The organism is Thermoanaerobacterium calidifontis (genome assembly GCF_055381745.1).
The window spans coordinates 2,045,794-2,066,663 of the sequence record NZ_AP042436.1; the positions used below are offsets into that span (position 1 = coordinate 2,045,794).

Consider the following 20,870-nt stretch of genomic DNA (forward strand, 5'->3'; position numbering starts at 1 on the left):
AATCCTCCTTTCGAAAATATATGGGGCATAAAGCCCCATCGTTAAACCTGAGCGTTGTAATAAAATTCTGCAGTAGCTGCGGCACCGCCCGTGTCGTAATACAATCTTGTATACTGCATAAATTTTACAGCAGTCAAGACTGTAATAGATCCGCCTGCCAGACTAATACTATTGATGTCGTCAACAAAATAGGTGTCAGTAGTAGTAGGACTTATCTGGAGTTTAATGGAAATGGTATTAGTGCCTGTATTCGTTATATAATAAGAGTACATGGATTTGTTGCCTGTATTCTCCATTAGAACAACACCTGTTCCAGTTACACCTGCAATGCTTGTGGAGTCTTCTAAGAATGTCCTGCTTCCAAGTGTAAATGAATCAGTTGAAGCAGTAAGAGGTCTTATATCTAATGATGACGCAGTTACAGTCACTGTTCCAGCAACTGTGACCGTACCACTGCTAATAGTCACAGAATCAGTTGCACCACTTAGCGGTCTTATATCAAGATTTGATGCAGTAACCGTTAAAGTTCCTTGTGCCGTTACTGTACCTGCTACAGTCACAGAGCCATCAACAGTTGACAAAAGCTTTCCTGTCGTCGAATCTAACAATAGAGGCGTTGGTGTGGTGCCTTGCATTCCATGAACCAAAGTTTTTAGTTGTTCCGCCACTGGATTAAAAACTATATTGTTAGGCATCTATATCCCCCCTCTTTTTATATATTATGGAGATATAGCTCTTTTGTTACAAAAAATATATATTATAATATGTATAGAAAAACTTGTATATAGAATTGTACTTTCTAAGCCTTATCTGCTATTGACATTTTAATGAATATTAATTATAATACCATTGTTAAGGTTTTTGACTTAAAGATTTATGTGCGGATGTGGCGGAATTGGCAGACGCGCTAGACTTAGGATCTAGTGTCTTTGACGTGGGGGTTCAAATCCCTTCATCCGCACCAAAAACATATAGGCTGTAATAGAAATTTACATAGAAAAAAAGGCGCTGACCTACTTTTAGGTTAACGCCTTTTACTTTTAAGAATATCAATACATACTATCCACGGATCTTTTATGAAAAGTTGAGATAATAAAGTAGGTCTGAAAGTTGCGTTTTTTCAATGTCCCATTTCCTTTTATAAAGTTTAACCACTTTATATGGCAGGTTTAGGTTATTTACAAGCTTAAAAAACTCATCGTCAAGCCAAGGTGGTGTCCATGCACCCGATCTGCATATATGTATAGCTGCTGTATATATACCCTTAGGCAATTCATCAATATCATTGTAATACCTGACCGGAAAAAGTTTATTAAAATCTTTAAAGTCTTCTGGCTTTTCAGTCGTATGATGGCTGTACACTATATGAGCCTTTTTTATCCGACCTTCACTTAACAGTTTACCCATCCAATTAGCACAATTCAACTTAAAGTTTACCGAACTAATTCCTCCATATCCTAAATCAGCATGCGTATCTAAAGAGTACACTTCTTCACATTTATTATTTATAGCTATATGATATGACAACATGTGAGACTCAGACACGTACACTTCAATGTCTTTTGCAAAGATAAAATGTTCCCTTATCTTATCCCAAAAATCATCCAATCTATAAGATATGGACACTGATTTTTCTATGTCAATACCTCTCAAATAGCTTTCTAAATGCCTTTTATACCATATCCACTCTATATTTCTTTGTGTCTCAGTGTAAGAATTCAACCACTCTTTTTTTAAAGGAATAAAATAATCCCAATCTATACTTAATAGACTGCGAACCATATCCCTTCATCACCTAAAATGCTTAGAATAGTGGTTTCTCTCTATTTTTCAAATCCCATCCATTATTATATCACAATGAACAGAATAAGTGAGTTCATCTTCTTTATGCTTGCATACAATAAGTACCTCTTGCCATAGAATATTGACGTGTTTTATGACTGCCCTAATAAAAAAACATTTTTGACACATTGACTATAGTTTTGATATAATTTATTCGTAATTTCTTTTAACGAAAGAATGATTCAAATGCAATCAATGGGATATCGTGGCAAGAGATTTTACAGAGAGACTGATGAAAAGCCTCATATCACGAAATCACTTATTTTACGCATACTAAAGTATTTTTTGCCATATTGGAAGCTAATGATAGTATTGTTTATGACTGTTATTTTTACTTCCATATTAGGCGTAATTCCATCTATACTAACTAAAAACATAATAGATATTGCACTGCCAAAGAAAAACTTGACGCTTTTGGTTGTATATATTCTTTTGTCGTTTGCAACGACATTATTGCTTAATATTATTGCTGTTGGACAATCATATTTAAACAGCATTGTCTCAAAAAGCATAATCAGAGACCTAAGATCCATCATGTACAATCATTTAGAGCACATGTCTATAAGCTTTTTTTCTAATGCAAAAACAGGTGAAATAACTTCCAGAATCAATAACGACATTGGTGGAATAGAAAGTGTATTTTCAAATACGTTTATTCAGCTTTTGTCTGGTATATTTGTATTTCTAACAACTGCAGCAACTTTGTTCTACACAAATTGGATGCTTGCCATCGTCAGCCTTCTGACATTGCCTTTGTTTGTAATACCTACAAGAAAGGTTGGCAAAAGACGCTGGGAAATAGCACTTAAAACCCAATCAAAACTTGCTGAATTGACAAACATAATAACTGAAACTCTAAATATAAGCGGTATGTTCCTTATTAAGCTCTTTACAAAAGAAAAAGAAAAATATAAAGAATTTGAAAAAGTAAATAATGAAGTGACACAACTTCAAATAAGGGAAACGATCATTGGCAGATGGTTTTTTATGACAATACAAACTTTTATCGCAATAGGGCCGATGCTTATATATTTGGTTGGAGGGATAATACTCATAAAGTATAACAGTATTACAATAGGCGGAATAGTCATGTTTGTATCACTGATATCAAGGCTATATGGCCCAGTAAACACATTTTCAAATATACACGTGGATATTATTAGATCATTGGCATTGTTTGAACGAATTTTTCAATATTTAGATTTAAAAAGCGAGATTTATGAAAAGGAAAATTCCATCGTTGTTAATAACGTAAAAGGTGATATCAAATTCGATCATGTTTATTTTTCTTATGATGGTCTGCACGATACTCTTAAAGATATCAACTTTGAAATAAAGCCTGGTCAAATGGCAGCTTTAGTTGGACCAAGCGGAGCTGGGAAAACTACCATTACTTATCTTCTTCCCAGACTTTATGATGTGAAAATGGGAAAAATTTTTTTAGATGGAGTAGATATAAGAGATGTCTCACTTACTTCTCTAAGAAACCATATAGGAATGGTTACACAAGATACGTACCTTTTTAATACAACTATAAAAGAAAATCTACTTTTTGCACGCCAAGATGCCACAGATGAGGAAATAATAAATGCGTGTAAAGCAGCATATATTCACGATTTTATCGAATCTCTTCCTAACGGATACGATACAATTGTAGGCGATAGAGGTATAAAATTGTCTGGCGGTGAAAAACAACGCATATCCATTGCAAGGACATTACTAAAAAATCCCAAGATTATAATATTTGATGAAGCTACATCAGCACTCGACTCCAATTCTGAGTTTTATATACAAAAAGCATTAGAACCTCTTTTAAAGTCCAGAACCAGCTTAGTAATTGCCCATCGTCTATCCACAATAATTGCTGCAGACATAATATTTGTTGTAGTAAATGGTGAAATAGTTGAAAAAGGAAGCCATGAAGAACTTTTAAAAAAAGGAGGCGTCTACAAAGATTTGTATAACACCCAGTTTAGAATGAAAGAATGACGCTTTGATTTTAAACTCTGCGCCATTAATATCTTTCAAAAACTTTTTTGTTTTTTAGTGTGTTTTTATTTAAAAAGTGATTTCGCATACAAAAAGGGTATCGATAAAATCTCGATACCCTTTGATTGACTTAAATATTAGTGCGCCATTAGGGACTCGAACCCCAGACCCGCTGATTAAGATTGAACATTTTATTTTTTAAGTAGTTTTATTTATTGCGTTAGCAAAATGTTAGCATGTTTCGTTAGCATATTTCTGATTTGAAGCAGGCATTATACTCATTTTAAGAAAACACATTAGGAAACATCCAATAAGCCATAAAAAACAAAATACATAAAATTAAAGAATAATACAAAATATATTTCCAGCTTTTGCTTATATCTCGAATATCTTTATGAAAAATTAATCTAAAAATAAAATCTGCGACAAAAATTATTATCATTGTGCCGATAAAAATTAATAAGTATTTGTACAACTTTAAAACCTCCATAGCGAGTTGTCGCGCATTTTCTTTGTTCCCTATCATGAACATAGCTATACTTGAGAACCATGCTGAAAAAGATCTGCAATCCATTCTGCGTCTTTTACATCTGTCTTCCGTCTAGGAACAGCCTTCATGTCTCTTGCATTTATTACTATAGCACCTAATCCGAAAAGCTCGAATATATTGTATAATGGTTTCCAATAAGAAGCAGTGCTGTCCATGGCTATCATTTCACACCTTTCATTAAGTAGCCATGCAGTGAGTTCTCTTAATTCTGCTGTTGTTGTTCCGTACTCACGGATTTCCTCATCATTGCCACATTTAAAGCAATCATTTTTTGGTGTGTACATCAATCCCCCAACAACTCTCGTATAATCTATCCATCACTTTTCACCTCATAAATGAAGATTTTACGGCGCGGTTCCTTTATATTCCCTTATTTTACTATACGTCCTTTTGAACATTTTGTTATGGAAAGGTGGTTATACAAAAAGAAAGCCCCATCAGTTTATTTTACGAATTTGAATCTCAAATAGTCCCCACTCTCTGTGCTGTACACTCTAATTATACCACGATTATTACTGTCTATCGTGATGCTGTCAAAGCATAATGTTTATTTTGCATAATCTGGCAATTTGTCTATATCCGATAGAGATTTATTTTTAAAAAATGAGTATATAACAATAAACAATGTGATTCCGGATAGAATAAATACCAATCGATAATTCAGCACACTTACACCTAATAGATTCTTAATAAAATCAATGAATCTATTGTCTACAGTAAGAATGTTTTTGAATCCAACATCTGTAATAGGACCTACAATAAGATATGCCACAGGCATAATGCAACGAATAATCATGGATCTTGCTGTATAAACACGTCCTTGCAGTTCCTTAGGCGTTTTTAACTGCCAAAGTGTCCCAGCAGCCACATTTGAAATCGGAATAAATAGCAAAAATAGCATTCTGCAAAGCGATACGGTAATAAACGATGCCCTAATTCCTATTAAAAGTAAGAAAACTGACGCACTAAGAATACAACTCTTTATCGTTTTTGTGTAGGAAGCATCGCTTTTATGTAATGTAGCAATGAAACTACCAATAAACATGCCAATTCCGCCAAATGTCTGAACAATACCTAACTGAGTGCTGTTTCCAATTGAAAGCATTAAAGGAGTAATGAGTACAACAGCAAGATTATCCAGAAAATTAGCAATTGCAAAGAGAAATACCAATAATGTAAGCCCCTTTCTTGCAAAAATAAACTTAAAACCATCATTCAAATTATTAATAAATTGATTCCAGCTCCATCTGTTTTCTCTCACTTTTTCATTTTCAAATTCCTTATTAAATATTCTTGCAGGGAAGAACATCCAGATAGCCATGGAGATGACGTATGTCACCAGATCAATTATAATGATTCCTTGTAATCCTATAAATGTATATAGAATGCCTGCAATTACAGGTGTCAATAAGTTATTTAATGAATCACTTACTTGATTCATGCCATTTTGCTGTTTTCAGATTTTCTTTGTCTACAATGTACACAATTGATGATTGGACAGCAGCACTCTCAAACAGATTAAATGCTGCAATCAACAAAATAATGATGTAAGTAATAAATAAGTTAAAATAGTTATTTCTTAAAAGGAAAATAAAAGCGAAAGACACAATAGCAGCTCCTGTATTAAAGAATATAACTACTTTTTTTGTATTAAACTTATCAGCAACAAAACCTGCAATCTGCGAAAGAAATATTGCAGGCAATACTGAAAAAAGTATAGAAATAGCCAATGGCGTAGCTTTGCCTGTTTTCTCATATATCCATACACTTAGTCCAAAGTCTGTTAAGCCACTTCCGAGAATAGATATTAATTCAGCAAACCAAACGAAGACAAATTGCTTATTTATTTTTATCTTTGAATTTAACAATGATATTACCTCTTTTCTTATAATACCATAAAGTCAACGAGGCTTTATAAAAATATTCGAATACAGTCTCATTGATCCTGCAATTTTATCAGCCTCACTCAAATGATTTCTACACTTGTCTACATTATCATCTTCTAAATACAATTTTGATAGCTTTATGTGAACTTTTAACAATTCTTTTACGCTGTTTATATTTTTGACAACTTCCAATATTTTGTTGTATGTGTTTATTTCTTTTTCTCTATCGTTTAATTGCTTATAAATATCAGCCAATCTGTAATTTCCCATTATGATGTATTCTATGTCATTGTTTTTATTAGCTATCGAAATGCCTTCTTCCATGAGACTTATAGATTCTTTGGTGTCCCCTATTTTAAATAACACGTTGGCTTTTTCAATAAGTGTATGGGACAATGATTTTTCATCTTTGCTGCGCCTTATCTTCTCTGCTTTATCAAGATACTCTAAAGACTTTTCATAATCATTTAGATCTGCGTAAATTTCGCCAATATTGCTGTAAATAAATCCTGCTATTGAATCTTCATCATTAACACCGTTTAGTAAATTTTTATATACGTCTAAAGATTTTTCAAGAAAGCCCATCGTTCTAAAGCAATTGGCTTTTATAGAACTTGCATAAATATAGTTAATAAGTTCATCTGATTTGTTACAATCTTTAAGAAATTTCTCAGCATATTCTATTGCATCATCATATTTGCCAATGTGTTTATAACATAATGAAATGTTATAAATCGCTTTATTTCTTATGCTTTTATCGTTTATTTCATCAGCAAAACTCATGGCTTTATCAAAGTAAAATATTGCTTCTGCATAATCAGTTATATTCATCTTGCAAACGCCTAACATATTATAAACGTATGGTATCTGTTCCTTGAATCCATACATCATCAATAGTTCAAGGGCTTTGTTGTAGTTCAATATTGCATCTATATATTTATTTGCATTATACATTATGTCGCCAATTTTAATGCTTATCAGTGCGTTTACTCGCTTTCTTCCGTATTTTTCTGCAATTTCAAGCAATTCATTTATTTTGCTTAAATCATCTTCATTGTTAATCTCTTTTAATTTTTGGACACAATAATATTCGGCTTCTTCAGCAGGCGTCATTAAAAGGTATTCACCATCTATGTTTAGATTTATGCCAATCTCTTTGGCTCTTTTATTAAATTTCTCTGCTATGACAGAAGCTGTTTCTTTGCTCATAGTGCTTCTACCGCTTTCAATCATGCTTATAAAGCCTCTGGTAATGTTTTTATCCTGTAGTTCTCTCTGTTTCATCTTAAGCATTTTCCTAATTTTCTTTAGCCTTTCACCTTGAGTTGAAAATTCCATATAAATTTCCCACTTTCTTTTTTATATACTGTCTTAAGTCTTAAATTAATATCTATTATACAATAAATGATTTCTAAAGACTATTGGTATAAAAGATAAAACATTTAATGAATTTACGTTTTTTATTTCATTAGAATATATAGATAGTCTTTTGCCTTTTCAAGATGTTATCTCTAAATGTATTTTATTTCGTGCTACAAATCCGCTAATTAATACTATAAAACCACCTATTAACAGTACTGCCCTTACGCCCAAAAATTTTGCTGCAATACCCCCAAATGCTAATGAAATAATCGATGTTATATTTATTAACATTGTATTCATGCTAAATGTCCTCCCAAGGTATTGATTATCACAATTTTCCTGTATAATTGTAGTCCTTGAAATGGAATATAATGCATTGAATATTCCATTAAAAAATTGTATCAAAATTGCTAAAACAAAGAATGTATTTAATGGAAATACAGTAGTAGAAATTCCTAACCCTATCAATCCTAACTTAAAAATAACATCAACTGATACATTTTTTAGATATTTATATAAAACAAGTGAAGTCAGTATCATTGCTAACCCTTTAAAAGTAAGAATTGCACCATATCCCTGCGAATCTGTTTTTAAAAATTTATAAACATACATGATTAGTAATCCATTTAACATGCCAGCGGCTAATCCAACCATCATATTTATTGATAATGTATTGAAAATTATACAATTATCTTTTATATACTTTAATCCTTCGATAAATGAAATCTTTTCTGTTCGATCCAATTCTACATCATTTGGGGACTCATCTTTATATAATTCTATCAAGAAAATCATTACCATAGATAATAGAAAAGTCAAAGAATCAATATAAAAGCAATATTTAATATCAAATTTTGAAATAATAAAACCACTAATTGAAGGCCCTAATACCATCATTAATGAACTATATGAACTGCTTAAACTATTGACTTGTCTTAATCTGTCTTTTTTAACTATTTCCGGCAATATACTACTTTTAGCTGTATCATAGAATATAGAAATACTAGATACAATAAAAATTATAATAAAAACATATTCTTTAAAAAAAGGTATTAAAAAAACTAAGATAGCTCTAAAAAAATCTCCTAAAATTAGAATTTTCTTCTTATTATAAATATCAACTATTTTCCCAGCAAATACTCCAAAGATTAATGAGGGCAATAGCATCATAATAGACAAAAACGACATATCTATAGATGAGTTATTAATGTTGTATACTAATGTTAAAACAGCAATTCTATCTATCCAATCCCCTATATCAGAAATTACCTGTGATGATATGAAAAGAAAAATATTTCTACTCACATTTTTCCACCTTTTATTGGATTTAATTGCACGATTTTAATAGTATTGCCAAATTATTAAACCATTATCATATTAAACAATATTATAAACACTTGAACTATTCAAAGTTAAAGCTTTTTTTATTCATCTTAGTTTCCTCCTTAAACCAAATTTTTCATATTATTTACTTTATTATATCATATCGAAATTCAAATGCAATATATTTTTTTATTTTTATTGCACTATTCAATAAGGAATTCAATTAATAATTTCCCAGGTTTTTGACAGTTACAGCATTTCAAATAGTTCCTAAAGCCTTACAATTAGCCCATTTTTGTGTCAAATTTCATTTATTTAAAAATGAGTAATATGAATAATTTTTTAAAAAAAATATCTTAACTTTCTGATTGAAATTTCCGATATTTAAAATAGCGTTAATTGCAGTATTCTTGAGGACTTTCAAAAACATTACTCACTTTTTATAAGCATCAATAAGTTGCAAAATGTAATATTTTCAATGCTTCTTAAGCTTTTTCTTTTCTTCAACTGTCAAAAAAGGGAGTATAAACTTTTTTAGTAGCTTATACTAACTTCAATATACTCTGTAGATTTTTGTACACATAGCTTTTACAGTTAACCATCATTTGCATAATTATTAAAGCGGAAATAAAAAAAGATATCCGCCTTTTAACGGATACCCCTTCATTTTCACATTAGCACTTTTTACACTTTTAATTTTTAAGCACTTCTCAAGCACTTTTTTTATTTTAAAATCCTTAAATACTAGTGCGCCATTAGGGACTCGAACCCCAGACCCGCTGATTAAGAGTCAGCTGCTCTACCAACTGAGCTAATGGCGCATGATGTATGGAGCGGACAACGAGACTCGAACTCGCGACCCTCACCTTGGCAAGGTGATGCTCTACCAACTGAGCTATGTCCGCATGATATATGGTGCGGGAGAAGGGACTTGAACCCATATGCCATGACTGGCACTAGAACCTGAATCTAGCGCGTCTGCCAATTCCGCCACTCCCGCATTAACGCCAGATTGTTCCTCTTTCAATATCTTTTTAAGCGACCCATCCGCGATTCGAACGCGGGACACCCTGCTTAAAAGGCAGGTGCTCTGCCGACTGAGCTAATGGGTCATGCTGGCTGGGATGGCAGGATTCGAACCTACGAACTGCCAGAGTCAAAGTCTGGTGCCTTACCACTTGGCTACATCCCATCAATGGGGTGGGTAGTGGGGCTCGAACCCACGACCTCCAGAGCCACAATCTGGCGCTCTAGCCAACTGAACTATACCCACCATATTATAAACACAAATCGCATTCTTCAAAAAATGGTGCGCCTGAAGAGATTCGAACTCCCGACACACGGATTAGAAGTCCGTTGCTCTATCCAACTGAGCTACAGGCGCATATTGGAGCGGGTGATGGGAATCGAACCCACGTAGCTAGCTTGGAAGGCTAGAACTCTACCATTGAGCTACACCCGCATATACAGTTGTCATCGCTTGTTTCTGCCTCATCGCTCTGACAGTTTTAAATTATATCAGGAATATTTATCTTTGTCAACACCTAAAATTCAAATTTTGTTCCACTTTTTTTATTTCCAATGTATTCCTCCATATCATCTATATTTATTAGTTGCGGCACAATGATGCCATCTTCTATATTTACTATGGATACTGTCCGTGATGACCCTTCACGCGGCATTGAAGGGCTTCCAGGGTTCAATACAAGCATATCACCATCCCTATATATTAGCGGCACATGGGTATGGCCATAAAACACAGCATCAACCCCGTATTCCCGGGCTTTTTCTATTATGATGCTTTTTTCAAATTTGACATAGTACTTATGTCCATGTGTTAATAATATTTTTTTACCAGCTACTTCAATAATCTTTTCGTACTTCTCTTTGTCGCCAAAATCGCAATTACCATATACATATACAGTTGGTATTCCAAACTCTTTATCCAGCGCTTCTGCATCTTTGTAATAGTCACCTAAGTGTATAATGTAATCAATATTTTTAATATTTTTTAAAATATTCCTGACTGATTGCAACATTCCGTGAGTATCACTTGTAACAAATAGTCTCATTTGCGGTCCTCCAAATTATTTTTTATATATTCTTTTAATTTTTTCAAAGCATTTGCCCTATGACTTACTTTATTTTTTTCTTCTAAGCTAAGCTCTGCTAATGTCTTTCCTATTTCATCAACATAAAATATAGGATCATACCCAAAGCCATATTGTCCTCTTGGAGCATCAATTATCCTACCATCCACTTTTCCTTCTATTATAGCTTCTCTTCCTTTGTAAATCAATGCTATTACGGTTTTAAAAGTAGCTTTCCTCTTTTCCATCGGAACACCTTTTAATAAGTTTAAAAGCTTGTTGTTGTTGTCTTCGTATGTGGCATTTACACCGGCAAATCTTGCAGTATAAACTCCTGGTTCACCATCTAAATAGTCCACAAACAAACCTGTATCATCTGCAATTACCAGTTCATCGGTTAAATCTGCTATAGCCCTGGCCTTTAAAAGAGCATTTTCTTCAATCGTCTTCCCTGTTTCTTCTACTTCATCATATGATCCAATGTCGTCTGCCGACAATACTTCATAATCTTCTTTAAAAAATTCCCTTATCTCATCCACTTTATGCTTGTTGTGGCTCGCTACAACTATTTTCATCGCTTTCAACTCCAATTTCTAATGATATATCTCCCAATGATTCTTTTTGAACCTGTATGATTTTATTCAAGCCTTCCTCCGCTAATTCTAAAAGCTCTGAAAAATCACTTTTGCTAAAAGGCCCACCTTCACCAGTTCCTTGTATCTCGATGAATTCGCCTTTATCCGTCATGACAATGTTCATATCAACGTGTGCATTGCTATCTTCTAAGTAACAAAGATCTAAAAGCTTCTCATTGCCTACAATTCCTACGCTTACAGCAGCGACAAAACTTTTTATAGGGAGTTTACTTATAGCGCCCTTTTCCTTAAGTTTATTCATGGCATCTACAAGTGCCACAAACGAACCTGTGATGGAAGCTGTCCTTGTTCCACCATCAGCCTGTATTACATCGCAGTCAATCCATATCGTCTTCTCACCTAACGCATCTAGATCGACAACAGCTCTCAATGCTCTTCCAATGAGCCTTTGGATTTCCATGGTGCGTCCTGATTGTTTGCCTTTTGTTGACTCCCTCTGTGTTCTGGTTTCAGTAGCTCTCGGAATCATTGAATACTCACTTGTAATCCATCCTTTGCCAGTCCCTTTTTGAAATGGCGGTACTTTATCTTCAATTGATGCTGTGCAAATGACCTTTGTATTGCCGACTTCTATCAAAACAGATCCTTCTGCGTATCTGTTGAAATTTCTCGTTATCTTTATAGGTCTTAATGATCTGGAATCCCTTCCATCTACTCTTTTCATTTCTTCAGCTCCTTTATATTTTATATTATAATTTTAGCCTTATTTAATTTTCATTATCCAGAGCGCAAACCATAATATTATTTTAAAACCTTTTAAATCAATTTACAAGAAAGCATATAAAAAAAACAGGCGATTTGTTGCCTGTTTTAATTGCCGCCATATACGGAGTTTGAAACAGTCATGCTTATGCTGCCATTAGATAATTTGTCAAAATAATCGACAATCCCATTGTATATTCCTTGTGCAACTTTCCACTGAAAATTTTCATCAGTCAGAAGCTGAGCATCTGTAGGACTTGTGACGAATCCAGTCTCCACCAAAACAGCAGGCATCTTCGTCTGATTGAGAACGACTAAATTAGGCCTTTCTGAAAGCCCTCTGTCAGTGGTATTTATCTGTTTCATCAGATCATCATGAATTATCTGTGCAAATGTCTTTTCATCTCTTGTATCGCCATTGTAACCGTTTGGGTAATACAAAACTGTTGTGCCGTTTGCTGATGGCGATTCAAAAGAATCAGAATGAATGCTTACAAAGACATCTGCTCCTGCATTATTCGCTTGTGAAGGCCTGTCATAAAGACCCACATCAGTGTCTGTTGTTCTGGATATCATAGTCCTGTATCCTCCATTGTCCAACAGCGTCTTCAATTTTAATCCAATGGCAAGATTAATATCTGCTTCGTGTATCCCTCCGACACCTATAGCACCTGGATCAGAACCTCCATGCCCTGGGTCTATGTATACTAACTGCTTTTTGTTAGGGTCTGGTTTTGTTATTGTAAGCAATACGCCCTGAGGAGTTGGTTGAACACTAAAATCTGCTTTAAGGCTTGTCTCCGCAACAATCCTTACTGTATTGGCATCAAGCTGAGAATACCTAATCCCTGTAACTACGTTTCCGGTATACGATATGCTACCTGCCAGTTTACCATCAGACATTGTCAGACTTGCACCTGTCACATCTATAATGATCTTGTTATCACCATATCTGGATGGGCTAAAGTGGTCGGCATCTGTATTTATCGTTATCTGATCGCCATTGTTGACCTTAGCAGCTAAAATGTTCGTCACCTTATTTTGCCCTATTTTAAACGATATGTCAAATTCTTTTTTATCTTGTGACTGTGTTATAGTATATGGCATTGAATAGTCCATATTCACAACAAGTCTTGTTACTGCTGGTTGTAACTTGTTCTGCCCTATGTAGGCCTGATTTAAGCCATTTTTGTCTATCTTTATCTGCTTATTAGCAACAGTATTTATCGCATTGTTGAAGTCAAAGTAAATTCTTATGCTGCTGTCATCATTTACAGAACCACGCGTATACGTTAGAGGTCCATCACCTTTAACAGTTATGGTATACATACCATTTGTGTAATTTGATGTAAAACTCACAATATTGACATTGTTTGCAGAGGGAGGATCTACTTTCTTAGTAGCTTGAATTAGGTATTTGTCTGCGACCCATTTCACATCATAACCTAAGTTTTCAAACAAAAACCTCATAGGCACATACGTCGTATTGTTGTTTATAAGCCTTGCTGGAACATCCAACGATACATTATTGCCGTTTACTGTAGCGTAATTTTTACCTATAACCAATTTAATTACTTTGTCCTTTGAAGTCACAGTAACTGTCTGAGTCTTACCATCCCAGTCGACTTTTTGACCTAATCCTTCGCTAATTGCTCTAAGCGGCACTATTGTGCTATTGTCAATGATAAGCGGCGGATTATTGCCAGTGTCAAATTTTCCTCCATCGACGGTAATCGACACGTCAGGCACATTGTAGCTTATAGGTTTGTTATCAAGTACAATCGTAGCTTTATATGCATAGGCAGTTATGTAAAACGTAGACAAAAGCAGTAAAAGCGCAAAAAAAGCGATGACCTTTTTCAACATTTTCCCCCCTTTGCATATAAAATCGGCATTTTTTTCATCATATTTATATATTATTATACATATATTACAGACAAGTTACAAACATATTAAGATTTTATTAAGATGTTAAACGTTATTACTTTGAAATTAAAACTACAATGCAAAAAAATAAAGCACTCAAACGAGTGCCTTATTTATCAAAAAGATGACATGCAACAAAGTGTCCACTTCCAACCTCTTTCAATTGTGGCGTAACTTGGCTACATATGTCCATGGCATATTTACACCTTGTTCTAAATTTACATCCTGAAGGAGGATTAATTGGGCTTGGCACATCTCCTTCAAGTATGATTCTCTCCCTCTTTCTCTCCACTTCCGGATCAGGTATTGGAACAGCAGAAAGAAGCGCTTGTGTATATGGATGCAATGGATTTGTATACAGTTCACCGCTTTGTGTAAGTTCTGCAATCGATCCTAAATACATAACTGCAACTCTATCGCTTATATGCCTTACCATGCTTAAATCATGAGCAATAAAGAGATACGTCAATCCCTTTTCTTCTTGTAAATTCATAAGCAAGTTTACAATCTGGGCTTGTATGGACACATCTAATGCTGATATAGGCTCATCGCAGACTATAAACTCTGGCTCAATTGCCATTGCCCTTGCTATGCCTATCCTCTGCCTTTGTCCACCAGAAAATTCATGAGGAAACCTATTGGCATGTTCTTTATTTAAACCTACCATCTCAAGAAGGCTGTATATCCTTTCTCTCCTCTCTTTTCCAGTGTACAAACCATGAATGTCTATCCCCTCTCCTATGATATCGCCAACAGTCATGCGAGGATTCAGCGATGCGTAAGGATCCTGAAAAATCATCTGAGCTTTTCTTGCAAATTTCTTTCTTATTTCATTGTTCATTTTATGAACAGGTATATCGTCAAATATCACCGAACCACCTGTAGCCTCATAAAGACCAATTATAGTTCTACCTGTAGTAGACTTTCCACATCCCGACTCACCAACAAGCCCCAATGTCTCACCTTTTTTTATGCTAAAACTTACATCGTCAACAGCTTTTAACACACCGCCGCTGACGTGAAAGTATTTTTTCAAATTCTTAACTTCCAGTATTACATTATCTTTCACCTGCGTACGCCTCCTTTTCAAAAGGATTTTCAACCTTCGGCGCGTATGGATGCTTCAACCAGCAGGCAACCTTATGCGTATCAGTTTCATTGGTATACTCTGGTTGAGCCTCATAGCAAATTTTCATAGCATAGTTGCACCTTGCAGCAAATGGACATCCTACAGGAGGCGCAAACAAATCTGGAGGCGTTCCGACAATCGGCACAAGCTTCTCTTTATTCTGAGCATCAAGTCTTGGAACAGATTTTAAAAGTCCCCATGTATAAGGATGCTGTGGATGCTTAAATATCTCATCAGATGTGCCTGTCTCTATAACTTTACCTGCATACATGACTATGATTCTCTCTGCTATATCTGCAACAACACCCAAATCGTGCGTAATCATTATTATAGACGTATTGAATTCTCTTTGCAGATCTTTCATCAAATCGAGAATTTGCGCTTGTATCGTAACATCAAGCGCAGTAGTAGGTTCATCAGCAATGAGAAGTTTCGGCCTGCATGCCAATGCAATAGCAATCATGGCCCTCTGCCTCATGCCACCCGAAAATTCATGTGGATACTGATTTATACGCCTTTCAGCATTTGGTATACCTACTACGTCCAACATTTCCTTAGCTTTTTTCATCGCTTCAGCTCGTGTAACCTTCTGATGCTTCAAAATCACTTCGGCAATTTGTTTTCCAATTGTCATTGTCGGGTTTAAAGATGTCATAGGATCTTGGAATATCATGCCTATTTCTGATCCTCTTATTGCTTGCATTTGCCTTTCACTAAACTTTGATATCTCTTTCCCGTCGAATATGATTCTTCCACCTTTAAATCTACCTGGAGGCTCAGGGTTTAACCTCATGACAGCCTGCATCGTGACTGATTTTCCACATCCTGATTCTCCGACTATGGCTAACGATTCACCTTTCATAACTTGAAAGCTGACATCTCTTACTGCCTTTACTTCGCCTGCATACGTGTCAAATGAATATTCCAAATTTTGTACATCCAACAATACTTCTCTATCTCCCAAAATACTTACCTCCTTTAACGGCGAAGCCTTGGATCTAATGCATCTCTCAAGCCATCACCAAGCATGTTAAATGCCAGCATCGTTATGCTTATGAAGAAGCCCGGTATGAAAAGCTGCATTGGATACATTAGCAAAACTTGTGTAGCATCATTCGCAAGCGTACCCCAGCTTGCCAGAGGCGGCCTTATGCCAAGACCGATGTAACTTAAAAATGCTTCTGCAAATATTGCATTAGGAACATCAAACGTCATTGACACTATTATTGGACCCAGTGCATTCGGTATCAAATGCCTCAATATTATCCTGCCTGGGCTAGCTCCAAGTGTCTTAGCAGCCAACACAAACTCCTGCTCCTTAAGCTGCAGCACTTGACCTCTAACTATTCTGGCCATACCTACCCATCCCGTCATAACCATTGCAGTAATGATAGTCCATAAACCTTGACCCATCACAACCATCAAAAGAATTACGAGTATTAAGTAAGGTATGCCATAAAGTATATCGACAATACGCATCATGATATTGTCAACTTGCCCACCAAAATAACCGGCTATACCACCATACGTAACACCAATTACCGCATCAAGTAAGGCAATCGTGACACCGATAAATAAAGATACCCTTGCACCCATCCAAACTCTTACAAAAAGATCCCTTCCAAGGTAGTCTGTCCCGAACCAATGAACTTTAGAAAATGGCTTATTTGTATTGAACAGATCCTGATGAGCGTAGTCAAAAGGCCTCAAATGTGGACCTATTATCGACATTATAACGAGAAGTATCAAGAAAATCAAAGATCCCATAGCAACCTTGTTCTTTCTAAGCCTTCTCCATGCATCTTGCCAGTAACTAATGCTTGGTCTTACAATCGACTGGCTTTCAGAAGCATTTGCTCCTACTATTTCAAATTTATCCTTGCTTATGTCCACCATTCTACTTTCCTCCCTTTGCCAGTCTTACTCTTGGATCTATAAGTCCATAGGCAATATCCACTATGAACATCATGACTACCAATATGATGCTATAAAATATGGTCGTACCTAATATCATGGAATAATCTTCATCGTATATGCTTTGCACAAAGAACTTTCCAAGACCTGGTATGCTGAAAATCTGTTCAATGACAAACGTTCCTGTCACTATTCCAGCAAATAATGGACCTAATACTGTCACAACAGGCATAATGGCATTTCTAACCATGTGCTTCCATATTATCTGCAACTGTGAAAGTCCTTTCGCTTTTGCCGTCTTTATATAATCCTGCCCAATGACGTCTAACATACTTGTTCTCATCATACGAGAAATTATAGATAGTGTAGCGAATGACAAAGCGATGGATGGCAATATGGTGTATTTAAATGAACCCCATCCCGACACAGGAAGCAACTTTAGCTTAGATGCCAAAAGAAGCTGCAAAAGCGTAGCTATTATGAAGTTTGGAACGGAAATTCCAATTATCGCTAAAAACATCGAAAAATAATCCCATCCACCTCCACGCTTCAATGCTGCAACAATTCCAAAAAATAATCCGAAGACAACACCAAGGAAAATTGATTGCACTCCAAGCTGGAATGAAGCTGGAGCAGATTGCTTAATTATATCGTCTACTGTTCTATTTAAATATTTGAGGGAGATTCCTAAATCACCATGCATTAAATTATCCAAATAATACCCATATTGTACAATGAGAGGTTTATCGAGATGATATTTTGCCAACATATTTTGTCTTATTTGCGGTGGAACCTTTTTTTCACTCGTAAAAGGATCACCTGGTATCATGTGCATCAAGAAAAATGTCAATGTTATGATTACCCATATTGTAATCAGCATGTATACAAATCTTTTAATTGAATAATTTAGCAACCAAAACACCTCCTATAAATATTCGTTTACCATATATATGTTAACTAAATTTAGATTCAATACCTGTTTATCATTGTTGATATTTTACATACTGTTTGCAGTAATCCCCCCGCGGACTGTAACAATCGCGCTCACTGATTGTGAATATATTCTTATGTCACTTTATCAATTTTCCTCCTATAGTAAATAAAAGTGAAAATAAATAGTACTTACCCCCAGCTATACCTAAAAACACCCCCCGCTATTTGTATTTTTTGATTTATATGATAATTGAATTTTTTATATACATAAATTTTATTACATTTAGATTTATTAATCAATAACAAATTTTTACCCGTTACATTTACAAAGAAACCGATATAATTTACTTATTTTAAACTATGAAAAATTCTGCCACAAAAATTTCACAAAAATATTGTTATTTGTAAACTAAATACTTTTTAAGTATAGCACCATTGGCAATCAATCTCAATATTTTAAAGCATTTCGGCAATTTTTTAGAGTTGGTTAAAATCTTTGTTGAATTGCACGAAAATTTGCAAACATGCAAAAACCGGGGAATTGACCCCGGTTCATCCTCATTGATGAATTCTTATTGGTTCTTACCTTCTATATATGCCCACTTAAGTTCCCAATCAGTACCAAAATTCGGCACAATTAGATCTTTAACATAACTCTTTGTGACAATTGCATAAGCTTGGAAGTAAAGTGGACCTATAGCCATATCATTCATGGCAATCTTCTCCGCCTGTATCATGTCATCGTTTCTCTTCTTCAAGTCTGGCGTCGACTTTGCATCATCAATCAACTTGTCGTATTCTGGATTGCTGTAGAAAGCAGTGTTATTACCGTTGTTTGTCTCCCACATGTCAAGGAATGTCATTGGGTCATTGTAGTCTGCGCCCCATCCAGCCAATACCATGTCAAAATTTCCTTTATTCATATCGTCTAATCTTATCTTAAATGCCTCATTCTTTATCTGCACATTTACGCCAAGATTTTGATTCCACATTTGCTGCAACGCTTCGGCATTCTTTTTAGCTGCACTTGTATCATCTGCTGTAAATGTGATTGTAGGCAATTCTTTTAAGCCTAATTCTTCAAGCCCTTTCTTCAGATAATCTTTTGCAGCCTGCACATCATTGTCTTTAAAGAATGGTGAACCGTCTTGCTTTGAAAAATCCTCCCCGTTATATCCAGGTACACCTGGCGGCACTATCGACTCTGCCGGTATAGAGCCATTCTTCAAAACCTGCTCTGTAAATGCTTTTCTGTCTATAGCCAATGTAAATGCTTTTCTGATATTTACGTTTTTAAATATGCCTTTCTTGTCATTGAATTGTATATACCAGTTGGTAGCAACAGGCTTTATTGAAAATTCTTTTGTATTCTTGTACTTATCCATCAGATCGCTTGGAACCCTCATCTGATCAAGCGTACCATTGTCATAATTTTGAGCTTGTGTATTTGCGTCTTTTATTATCAAAAGATTAACCTTCTGTAGCTTAACACTGTCTTTGTCCCAGTAATCAGGATTTTTCTCTAAAACGAGATTTTGATCGTGATTCCACTGCTTTAATACGAATGGACCACTATAAACTAATGTATCTGGACTTGAACCTAATTTATCGACTCCTACTTTTTCTACAAAAGACTTCTCTTGTGGCAAATATGTTCCAAATGCAGTAAGACCTAAGAATTGTGGCGCAGGAGCTTTTAACTTGACTTGTAACGTCTTATCGTCAAGGGCCTTTATTCCTACTTGGTCAGCACTGCCTTTGCCAGAGTTGTACTCCTCAGCGCCTTGGATGTAATAAAATTGATATGCATACTGTGATGCTGTCTTAGGATCTAATACTTTCTTCCAAGAGTACTCAAAGTCATAAGCTGTTATTGGATTTCCATCGCTCCACTTTATCCCATCTTTTAAGTGGAAAGTATAAGTTAGACCATCACTTGATATATCCCAGCTTTTTGCGAGGCCAGAACCTGGCTTAAGCTGTCCATCTTTGTCATACCTTGTCAATCCTTCAAGAACATCATTCAATACATCAAATGATGCAACATCTGTTGAAGTAAATGGGTTTAAGTTTGGCGGATCTGCTGCTAAATTTAATGTCAGAACTTGCTCATCTGTCTTTGCAGTTTGAGTACCTGAACTGCTATTGTTTTTGCTTTGAGAGCTGCTGTTATTATTTGCTGAACACCCTGCCAATAGCGCAGAAAGTGCTAATACCAATGTCAACAATAAAGCTAACCAATTTTTTCTCTTCATCAAAAATTTCCTCCCATCAAAATATAATATTTTTGATTTTACTCCCCCCAAAAATAAGTCCTCATCTCTCACCCCCAGCTATGTATGATTTATTTGAAGAACTTCTTTGGCAACACAAAATTTTAATTTAAAGTACAACCGAAAATCAAAATCTACTGCATGTTTAAGAACATTTTACTCATAATATACTATGCATGCGATATTGAGATAAATTTACTGTTCACAATTTTAAAACAATTTACGAGGATTTTTATTTATTATATCATTAGATGTTTTGCTATACAAGTATATATTAAAAATTCAGTGAAAATTG

16 protein-coding genes, 9 tRNA genes and 1 pseudogene are annotated in these 20,870 nt (G+C 35.0%); 2 read left to right on the plus strand and 24 right to left on the minus strand.

The features are described from left to right. Window positions 1–41: 41 nt before the first annotated feature. Entirely contained in the window at window positions 42–695 is a 654-nt protein-coding gene (locus ACZ42G_RS10695; protein ID WP_274893205.1) for a DUF6385 domain-containing protein, read from the minus strand. Window positions 696–880: 185 nt separating this feature from the next. On the opposite strand from ACZ42G_RS10695, the gene ACZ42G_RS10700 reads away from it, so the two are divergent. Then, window positions 881–964 (plus strand) — tRNA-Leu (locus tag ACZ42G_RS10700). A gap of 110 nt (window positions 965–1,074) precedes the next feature. Here ACZ42G_RS10700 and ACZ42G_RS10705 read toward each other — a convergent pair. Beyond that, a complete protein-coding gene (locus ACZ42G_RS10705) occupies window positions 1,075–1,782 on the minus strand; it encodes an arginase (protein WP_274893206.1) in 708 nt (235 codons plus the stop codon). A gap of 237 nt (window positions 1,783–2,019) precedes the next feature. Between ACZ42G_RS10705 and ACZ42G_RS10710 the strand changes: the two genes are divergently transcribed. Further along, complete coding sequence (locus ACZ42G_RS10710; RefSeq protein ID WP_274893207.1) at window positions 2,020–3,831, plus strand: ABC transporter ATP-binding protein; 1,812 nt, start codon at window positions 2,020–2,022, stop codon at window positions 3,829–3,831. Window positions 3,832–4,337: 506 nt separating this feature from the next. Here ACZ42G_RS10710 and ACZ42G_RS10715 read toward each other — a convergent pair. The 22 genes and pseudogenes from ACZ42G_RS10715 to ACZ42G_RS10820 all read right to left on the minus strand — a co-directional run. After that, window positions 4,338–4,699: pseudogene (locus ACZ42G_RS10715) on the minus strand (IS110 family transposase); the annotation flags it as partial. A 229-nt stretch (window positions 4,700–4,928) separates the two neighbouring features. Beyond that, window positions 4,929–5,822 (minus strand): MFS transporter, encoded by an 894-nt coding sequence (locus ACZ42G_RS10720; protein ID WP_274893209.1) that lies wholly within the window; start codon window positions 5,820–5,822, stop codon window positions 4,929–4,931. Then, on the minus strand, window positions 5,806–6,249 hold the full coding sequence (locus ACZ42G_RS10725) for an MFS transporter (RefSeq protein WP_274893210.1): 444 nt from the start codon (window positions 6,247–6,249) through the stop codon (window positions 5,806–5,808). Before ACZ42G_RS10725 ends, ACZ42G_RS10720 begins: the two co-directional genes overlap by 17 nt. A 33-nt stretch (window positions 6,250–6,282) precedes the next feature. After that, a complete protein-coding gene (locus ACZ42G_RS10730) occupies window positions 6,283–7,605 on the minus strand; it encodes a helix-turn-helix transcriptional regulator (protein WP_274893211.1) in 1,323 nt (440 codons plus the stop codon). Between the two features lie 159 nt (window positions 7,606–7,764). After that, entirely contained in the window at window positions 7,765–8,934 is a 1,170-nt protein-coding gene (locus ACZ42G_RS10735; protein ID WP_274893212.1) for an MFS transporter, read from the minus strand. A 766-nt stretch (window positions 8,935–9,700) separates the two neighbouring features. Continuing rightward, window positions 9,701–9,773: transfer RNA gene (locus tag ACZ42G_RS10740), tRNA-Lys, on the minus strand. An 8-nt stretch (window positions 9,774–9,781) separates the two neighbouring features. Next, window positions 9,782–9,857 (minus strand) — tRNA-Gly (locus ACZ42G_RS10745). An 8-nt stretch (window positions 9,858–9,865) separates the two neighbouring features. Further along, window positions 9,866–9,952: transfer RNA gene (locus ACZ42G_RS10750), tRNA-Leu, on the minus strand. Between the two features lie 39 nt (window positions 9,953–9,991). Beyond that, window positions 9,992–10,064 (minus strand) — tRNA-Lys (locus ACZ42G_RS10755). 4 nt (window positions 10,065–10,068) lie between these two features. Beyond that, window positions 10,069–10,144 (minus strand) — tRNA-Gln (locus ACZ42G_RS10760). A gap of 4 nt (window positions 10,145–10,148) precedes the next feature. After that, window positions 10,149–10,225: transfer RNA gene (locus ACZ42G_RS10765), tRNA-His, on the minus strand. Between the two features lie 34 nt (window positions 10,226–10,259). Next, a tRNA-Arg gene (locus ACZ42G_RS10770) sits at window positions 10,260–10,336 on the minus strand. A 4-nt stretch (window positions 10,337–10,340) separates the two neighbouring features. Beyond that, a tRNA-Gly gene (locus ACZ42G_RS10775) sits at window positions 10,341–10,414 on the minus strand. Between the two features lie 82 nt (window positions 10,415–10,496). Continuing rightward, window positions 10,497–11,024: a metallophosphoesterase gene (locus ACZ42G_RS10780; RefSeq protein ID WP_274893245.1), complete on the minus strand. Its 528-nt coding sequence runs from the start codon at window positions 11,022–11,024 to the stop codon at window positions 10,497–10,499. Beyond that, window positions 11,021–11,617, minus strand: a complete 597-nt coding sequence (locus tag ACZ42G_RS10785) for an XTP/dITP diphosphatase (RefSeq protein ID WP_085111614.1) — start codon at window positions 11,615–11,617, stop codon at window positions 11,021–11,023. The genes ACZ42G_RS10780 and ACZ42G_RS10785 overlap by 4 nt, the downstream gene beginning before the upstream one ends. Then, window positions 11,583–12,362: a ribonuclease PH gene (gene rph / locus ACZ42G_RS10790; RefSeq protein WP_013787537.1), complete on the minus strand. Its 780-nt coding sequence runs from the start codon at window positions 12,360–12,362 to the stop codon at window positions 11,583–11,585. The genes ACZ42G_RS10785 and rph overlap by 35 nt, the downstream gene beginning before the upstream one ends. 146 nt (window positions 12,363–12,508) lie before the next feature. Beyond that, a complete protein-coding gene (locus ACZ42G_RS10795; RefSeq protein WP_274893246.1) occupies window positions 12,509–14,263 on the minus strand; it encodes an N-acetylmuramoyl-L-alanine amidase in 1,755 nt (584 codons plus the stop codon). Window positions 14,264–14,435: 172 nt separating this feature from the next. Continuing rightward, entirely contained in the window at window positions 14,436–15,395 is a 960-nt protein-coding gene (locus tag ACZ42G_RS10800; protein WP_085111616.1) for an ABC transporter ATP-binding protein, read from the minus strand. Then, a complete protein-coding gene (locus ACZ42G_RS10805) occupies window positions 15,385–16,419 on the minus strand; it encodes an ABC transporter ATP-binding protein (protein WP_085111617.1) in 1,035 nt (344 codons plus the stop codon). Before ACZ42G_RS10805 ends, ACZ42G_RS10800 begins: the two co-directional genes overlap by 11 nt. Before the next feature lie 14 nt (window positions 16,420–16,433). Further along, window positions 16,434–17,351, minus strand: a complete 918-nt coding sequence (locus ACZ42G_RS10810; protein ID WP_085111618.1) for an ABC transporter permease — start codon at window positions 17,349–17,351, stop codon at window positions 16,434–16,436. Between the two features lies 1 nt (window position 17,352). Beyond that, a complete protein-coding gene (locus ACZ42G_RS10815; protein WP_013787532.1) occupies window positions 17,353–18,282 on the minus strand; it encodes an ABC transporter permease in 930 nt (309 codons plus the stop codon). A 592-nt stretch (window positions 18,283–18,874) separates the two neighbouring features. After that, window positions 18,875–20,557 carry a peptide ABC transporter substrate-binding protein gene (locus ACZ42G_RS10820; RefSeq protein ID WP_274893248.1) on the minus strand — a complete coding sequence of 561 codons (1,683 nt, stop codon included), beginning with the start codon at window positions 20,555–20,557 and terminating at the stop codon, window positions 18,875–18,877. Window positions 20,558–20,870 lie beyond the last annotated feature (313 nt).

Coding starts and splice junctions, on each gene's coding strand:
- ACZ42G_RS10810 (WP_085111618.1), bottom strand. CDS start 17,351: ATGGTGGACATAAGCAAGGATAAATTTGAAATAGTAGGAGCAAATGCT.
- ACZ42G_RS10730 (WP_274893211.1), bottom strand. CDS start 7,605: ATGGAATTTTCAACTCAAGGTGAAAGGCTAAAGAAAATTAGGAAAATG.
- ACZ42G_RS10695 (WP_274893205.1), bottom strand. CDS start 695: ATGCCTAACAATATAGTTTTTAATCCAGTGGCGGAACAACTAAAAACT.
- ACZ42G_RS10785 (WP_085111614.1), bottom strand. CDS start 11,617: ATGAAAATAGTTGTAGCGAGCCACAACAAGCATAAAGTGGATGAGATA.
- ACZ42G_RS10780 (WP_274893245.1), bottom strand. CDS start 11,024: ATGAGACTATTTGTTACAAGTGATACTCACGGAATGTTGCAATCAGTC.
- ACZ42G_RS10710 (WP_274893207.1), top strand. CDS start 2,020: ATGATTCAAATGCAATCAATGGGATATCGTGGCAAGAGATTTTACAGA.
- rph (WP_013787537.1), bottom strand. CDS start 12,362: ATGAAAAGAGTAGATGGAAGGGATTCCAGATCATTAAGACCTATAAAG.
- ACZ42G_RS10720 (WP_274893209.1), bottom strand. CDS start 5,822: ATGAATCAAGTAAGTGATTCATTAAATAACTTATTGACACCTGTAATT.
- ACZ42G_RS10820 (WP_274893248.1), bottom strand. CDS start 20,557: ATGAAGAGAAAAAATTGGTTAGCTTTATTGTTGACATTGGTATTAGCA.
- ACZ42G_RS10705 (WP_274893206.1), bottom strand. CDS start 1,782: ATGGTTCGCAGTCTATTAAGTATAGATTGGGATTATTTTATTCCTTTA.